Origin of the sequence: Roseomonas sp. TAS13 (assembly GCF_001950415.1) — a bacterium.
GTDB classification, from domain to species: domain Bacteria; phylum Pseudomonadota; class Alphaproteobacteria; order Acetobacterales; family Acetobacteraceae; genus Roseomonas; species Roseomonas mucosa.
Genome location: NZ_BDLP01000300.1, coordinates 1 through 5,373 on the forward strand (window position 1 = coordinate 1; position 5,373 = coordinate 5,373).

A 5,373-nucleotide genomic window follows, 5' to 3' on the forward strand; every position below is an offset into this window, starting at 1 on the left:
CGGTCTGGCGCAGCGCCAGCCGGAACACCGCTCGCAGCGTCAGCGCCGTGCTGATCGCCAGTGCCGAGTACCGCGCCTGCCCACCCCGCGTGGTGCGAGGTTCGGCCCGCCACGCCGCGATCGCCGCCTCGGTGAACCACACCGTCAGGCTGCCCCGATCCCGCAGCGCCGCGTCGTAGGTCGCCCAGTTCGTCGCCCGGTACCGCGGCCTCGGGATGTGATGCCGGCGGCCAGCATTGGCTTTGAAGGGCAAGCGGGATCGCTCCTGGCGCTGGGGGGATCCCCATCCTACCGCAAGCAGCCCCTTCCCGCCACCGATCCATGCACCACGGTCGTGTCCGCCGATCTTCCGAAGCTGCCCTTTCCTCACCATCGCCATCGCCTCGTAGCCCGCCAGTGTTCGTCGTGCCGTATGGAAACTGCCGAAGCCAAGCCCAGGTCTGAACAGCCGTTTCACGCGCCGGTGGTCTTGTTCCACAATGTTGTTGAGAAATTTGCGTTGCCGTAGGCGAGAGAGGCGCCATAGCTCGCCCTCCACCTTCATCTGCTCGATGGCACAGGGGTAGGCCGGGTTCTTGTCCACCGTGATGGTGCGAGGGTGCACCGTATGCGGCTGCCCCAGCGCCTTGCGGAAGAAGCGCTTCGCGGCCTCTGCGTCGCGCCTGGCCGAGAACAGGAAGTCGATGGTCTGCCCACGGCTGTCGACCGCACGGTATAGGTACATCCAGCGGCCCTTCACGCGAACGTAGGTCTCGTCAACCCGCCAAGAACCGTTGCTCGGCCGCAAATGCGGCCGGATCCGCTTCTCGATCTCCGGTGCGTAGGTCTGGGTCCAGCGGAAGAGGGTGGTGTGTGCGACGTCCACACCACGGTCGGCAAGCATCAGTTCGAGATCGCGGTAGCTGATCGGGAACGTCAGGTACCAGCGGACCGCCCAGAGGATCACCTCCGCAGTGAACTGCCGCCCCTTGATGGACTGGTCCGGCCTAACCGAGGCCACTCTCCGTCGTCTCGCCATGCCGTGGTTTGTACCTGCCCGAGGCAGCGCCGCAAATCTGCAACAGAACCCTTGGGGGCGTTGCGCACCGGCGACGGCCGGGTGCTGCCGCCTTGTCTGCGTCGGGAGATCGAGCGTGAGTTTCTCCGTCTGGAACTCGTGCTCGAGCAGATCGTGGCCGTAGAGGCCGAGCGTGACGCCGCTGTGGCGGCATCGGCACCGAGTTGGCGACCGTGCTGGTGCGCGAGGCGCTATACCGGCCCTTTGCCAACCGCAAGGAGGTGGCCTCCTATGCCGGGCTCACGCCCAGCCCGTTCGCCAGTGGCGACCGGCACCGTGACCAGGGCATCTCGAAGGCGGGCAACTCCCTCCTGCGCAAGAGCATGGTCGAGCTCGCCTGGCTCTGGTTGCGCTACCAGCCCGGCACTGCCCTCGCGCAGTGGTTCACCAAGCGCGTCGGCGAGATCCGCGGCCGCATCCGCAAGATCTCCGCCGTCGCCCTGGCCAGGAAGCTCCTGGTCGCCCTGTGGCGCTATGTCACCACCGGACTGGTCCCCGAAGGCGCGCGCCTGAAGCCAGCCGCGGCCTGAACGACGAGGTTCGACCGGCGCCGCCATCGGGCGCGTCGTGTCGGGCGGGGGTGGTGCGTGACCGGAGCTCGACGGGGTTCAACAAGCCGTCGCCAAAGATGGGTCCCACCACCCCGAGCCGGCCTGCCCTGAATGAGGCATCTTGGTGGGAACGACAGTTCCGCCGGATACGAGTGTCGCAGCGGGCTTCTCGCTGCCTTTGCCCGGCTCACCCCCGCCCGAACGACGACGAAGCTGACAACGCCGCTTGCCAACACGCCTCATACGAGTCGAGATAAGGGCTCGCTGATCGGCAACTATGATGCCAAGGCAACCTCGATCGACCTGGGGGACGGGGCGATCATCGTGGTTCACGACACGACGGTGCAGGCGAGCGACTTCATTTTTGCCTGATCCATGTCATAGGCCGAGATCACTGACCGGCCAGTGATCCCGACACTCTCGCCAATCTCCGCGGACCTATGATAACCGTCGCTTCTCACGTTAGGGGGCGGTGTCTTGAAACGTATTTTGGTCGCCTCGCCCAAGGGCGGCAGTGGCAAGACCATGATGGCTCGCAATCTCGCTGCCGCGGCTGCTTGCGAAGGTCTGAAGGTTGCAACCGCGGATCTCGACCCCCAGGCCACCCTCACCATCTGGTCGCGTCGTCGGCCCAAGAACTCCCCAGCGATCCCGCATTTCAAGGTGGCCTGGGATACCGCGGATGCGCTGCTGGATGACGATGAACTGAGCGGCTACGAGGTTCTGATCATGGACACGCCTCCCAGCATCGAGACCCAGCCCAAGGCATTCCACGCTCTGCTGCAGGCCGCGGACTTGGTGGTCGTGCCCTCGCGCCCCACCTTCGACGATGCAGAGAGCGTGGCGCCTTTTGTGTCCCTACTGCGGGATCGTGGGCGGCCCCACGTCATCGTCATGAACTTCATCAAGCCGCGGGCCAACGTGAACGCAGTGAAGAACTACCTGATAAAGGCTGGCGACCTGTGCCCCGTCGAGGTTGCCGATCGCACCGACTATGCCAGGGCCGGTGCCAAGGGCCTCGGTCTGGTAGATGTGCCCAATCATGTCGGCGCCGACGAGATCAAGGCGATCTGGAGCTACATCCAGAACCGCGTCTGGGGCCGCAAGGAGGTCGCATGAGCAAGCGCCGTCTTACTCTGGACGAGGCACCCGTCCCTGTTCTGATCGAGGGGGATTCAAGGGTTCAGGCCCTGGAGTTCGCCAGGGTCGCTCCCCAGGACACCGACCAGTTCGTGAACGAGATCGAGCGCCTGTGGAAGTCGGCGCACGACAGCTTCCTCTCCATCGGCCGTCTCCTCATCAACGCCAAGGAGATGCTGCCCTACGGCGAATACGAAGCGATGGTGCAGAGCAAGCTGCCGTTCTCCACGCGCACGGCCTACCAGCTTCGCGAGGCGGCCCAATGGGCCCTGGGTATGGAGCAGAGCCGCGAGGTGCAGATCAGCCAACTTCCCGGGTCCTACTCCACAATCTACCTACTGAGCACGCTCGACGCGGGAACGCTCAGTGCCGCCAAGGAGGAAGGGCTGCTGCGGCCGGATCTACGGCGAGCCGAGCTGATAGCCTGGCGCAAATCCCGTCAGGCGCCAGCGGCACAGCCGAGCCTCAAGGCACTTCTGCTTCAGGAAAAGGCCAAGCTGGAGGGGCGCCTGTTGGAGATTGAGCAGGAACTGACACGCCTGCATAACACTGCATAATGCATGCAGCGGTCGGTAGAGTCCGATACTGGGAGGGTTCGGTCGGTAGAGTCCGATATAGGGGATCGACGCAGTCGGTAGAGTCCGATGTTTTCGGAGCTTGTGACGGTCCAGACCATGGATTCGCTAAGGATTTGCAGGGGGGAGGGTCGGACTCTACCGACCGGATCGAGTCGCCCACAGGAAGAGGCTATCGGGTGTCGGACTCTACCGACCTGCTTGTCGGACTCTACCGACCAGACTCGACTTATCCACCGGACTCTGCCGACGAATCTAATAGTTAGAATCAAATACCTTTCAAATAGCCCGGTCGGTAGAGTCCGATCTTTCGTTATGGATACTTCCTGCCATAGAGGGGCTCATGGGCAAGATGCACAGCCTGATCGCTCAGTATGGCGTGGACACCGCCAGGACGATGGTCACTACCAAGGCCGAGCGCCAGGTGGTGGAGGCCGCGGCCGAGATTCTGGCCGAGGAAGACTGCAGGCTGGGTATCACGCATGCCGGGTTCGCGATGACCGCCCTGCCGCACAAGCGCATCGAGGAGACGTTCTGGGAGCGAAGCGGTGGCCCTCACGTCACCCTGCAGGTCTCTTCGGGTCTGGGGAAGGGCGGTGCGCCGGTCGGCGTCCCCTACGGCTCCATCGCCCGCATGATCCTCCTCTACCTGCAGACCGAGGCCATCCGGACAGGCTGCGGAGAAGTGGAGCTCGGTCGCTCCATGAGCGCCTGGATGGGGCGCATGGGGATCGCCACGGGCGGCAAGAACTACAAGCTGGTGGCGGAACAGGCCCGACGCATCTCAGCCTGCCGTCTGACATTCTTCGTGCAGAAGCCGGGGGTAAGGGCGTTCGAGAACGGCGCCTTCGTCAGCGGCGGCATGTCGCTAGGCCCCCTCGACACCACAGGGCAGGGGTCTCTGTGGCAGGAGAAGGTGAAGCTGGACGACAACTTCCTCCGCTCTCTGCGCGATCATCCCGTGCCGGTGCGGGAGGAGGCTCTGCGCATCATCGGCACAAAGTCAATGGCGATCGACATCTATATCTGGCTCGCCTACCGGCTGCATGTGCTGAGCAAGCCAACGCCGATCTCCTGGCTCTCCCTGCACAACCAGTTCGGGGGAGGCTTTGCTCAGGTGAAGCACTTCAAGCCCACCTTCAACGACGCGCTCACCCTGGCGATGGCGGTCTATCCAGAGGCCAGGGTCGATATCGAGGTGGAGGGCTTGGTGCTGCACCCCTCCCCGCCCGCGATACCTAAGGTAGAGATGGCCAGGCTAGGGCTTGGGTAACAAAAAAGGGCAACCCGAAGGCCGCCCTGGAGGCATCGGCACAGTTAGCGCAAACTCAGAGCCCGCTTCATGACGGCTGAAATGAGTTGAGCGGCGGGGGTTCTGCGCGTTCGGAGGGTGTTTGACGTCCTTCGAGGTGGCCCATGTGGACCCTGCCGCCCGCGCGCAGCTTGCGCGCGGTTCCCAGCCCTATGCAACGTGCCTGACCGATGCCGAGCGGGCCCTGGTCCTGGCCGATGCGGCGGTTGGTCGATGCCATCCTCTACGTGCTCCGCACCAACTGCGCCTGGGCGCATCTACCGCGCGACTTCCCGCCGCCCGGGACCGCGCATTGATGGTTCCTGCGTCTCTCGCGTTCAGGTACCTTCGCGCGGCTGGCTCATGCCTCGGCCATGGCCGACCGCGAGCGGTTCGGACGGGAGGCCTCGCTGACGGCGGCCGTGCTGGACGCCCAGTCCGCCCGCTCGGGCGGCGTCGGCGTGAAGGGTGTCCGCGGCTGCGATGCCGGAAAGAAGGTGAGCGGGCGCAGGCGCCACGCCCTGGTGGACACCGATGGTCGGCTCCTACTCGCCGCCGTCTCGCCCGCCTGCCTGCACGATAGCCATGGCGGCGCGGCTCTCCTGGCCATGTCGCTTCTCCCATCCCGAGGCCGGACTGCAGAAGGTCGTCTCGAACAGGGACTATGGTGCAGGGATCCGGACTACCGACGCAGCCCGCTGGTAGGGTGCTTCGATCAGGTGACACGGACATACTCGGGCTGTCCTAGCTGGAGCATCC

The 5,373-nt window shown here is 64.7% G+C and carries 6 protein-coding genes and 2 pseudogenes; 6 read left to right on the top strand and 2 right to left on the bottom strand.

Going from position 1 to position 5,373, the window contains the following annotated elements:
- Both ROTAS13_RS28185 and ROTAS13_RS25815 read right to left on the bottom strand, forming a co-directional pair.
- Positions 1-142: transposase (locus ROTAS13_RS28185; RefSeq protein WP_253187708.1), on the bottom strand; the 142-nt coding region annotated here is incomplete at its 3' end.
- Between the two features lie 189 nt (positions 143-331).
- A pseudogene (locus ROTAS13_RS25815) lies at positions 332-1,018 on the bottom strand (IS6 family transposase); the annotation flags it as partial.
- Between the two features lie 191 nt (positions 1,019-1,209).
- Here ROTAS13_RS25815 and ROTAS13_RS28510 point away from each other — a divergent pair.
- The 6 genes and pseudogenes from ROTAS13_RS28510 to ROTAS13_RS28195 all read left to right on the top strand — a co-directional run.
- The gene (locus ROTAS13_RS28510; protein ID WP_305793725.1) at positions 1,210-1,587 is read left to right on the top strand and encodes a transposase; all 378 of its coding nucleotides are present in this window, start codon (positions 1,210-1,212) and stop codon (positions 1,585-1,587) included.
- 132 nt (positions 1,588-1,719) lie between these two features.
- Positions 1,720-1,980 (top strand): hypothetical protein, encoded by a 261-nt coding sequence (locus ROTAS13_RS18600; protein ID WP_075823063.1) that lies wholly within the window; start codon positions 1,720-1,722, stop codon positions 1,978-1,980.
- A 105-nt stretch (positions 1,981-2,085) separates the two neighbouring features.
- Positions 2,086-2,727, top strand: a complete 642-nt coding sequence (locus ROTAS13_RS18605) for a ParA family protein (protein WP_075823064.1) — start codon at positions 2,086-2,088, stop codon at positions 2,725-2,727.
- Positions 2,724-3,305 (top strand): DUF3102 domain-containing protein, encoded by a 582-nt coding sequence (locus tag ROTAS13_RS18610; protein ID WP_075823065.1) that lies wholly within the window; start codon positions 2,724-2,726, stop codon positions 3,303-3,305. The genes ROTAS13_RS18605 and ROTAS13_RS18610 overlap by 4 nt, the downstream gene beginning before the upstream one ends.
- Positions 3,306-3,666: 361 nt before the next feature.
- Positions 3,667-4,596: a replication protein RepA gene (locus ROTAS13_RS18615; protein WP_075823066.1), complete on the top strand. Its 930-nt coding sequence runs from the start codon at positions 3,667-3,669 to the stop codon at positions 4,594-4,596.
- Positions 4,597-4,741: 145 nt separating this feature from the next.
- Positions 4,742-5,228, top strand: a pseudogene (locus tag ROTAS13_RS28195) (transposase); the annotation flags it as partial.
- Between the last annotated feature and the right edge of the window lie 145 nt (positions 5,229-5,373).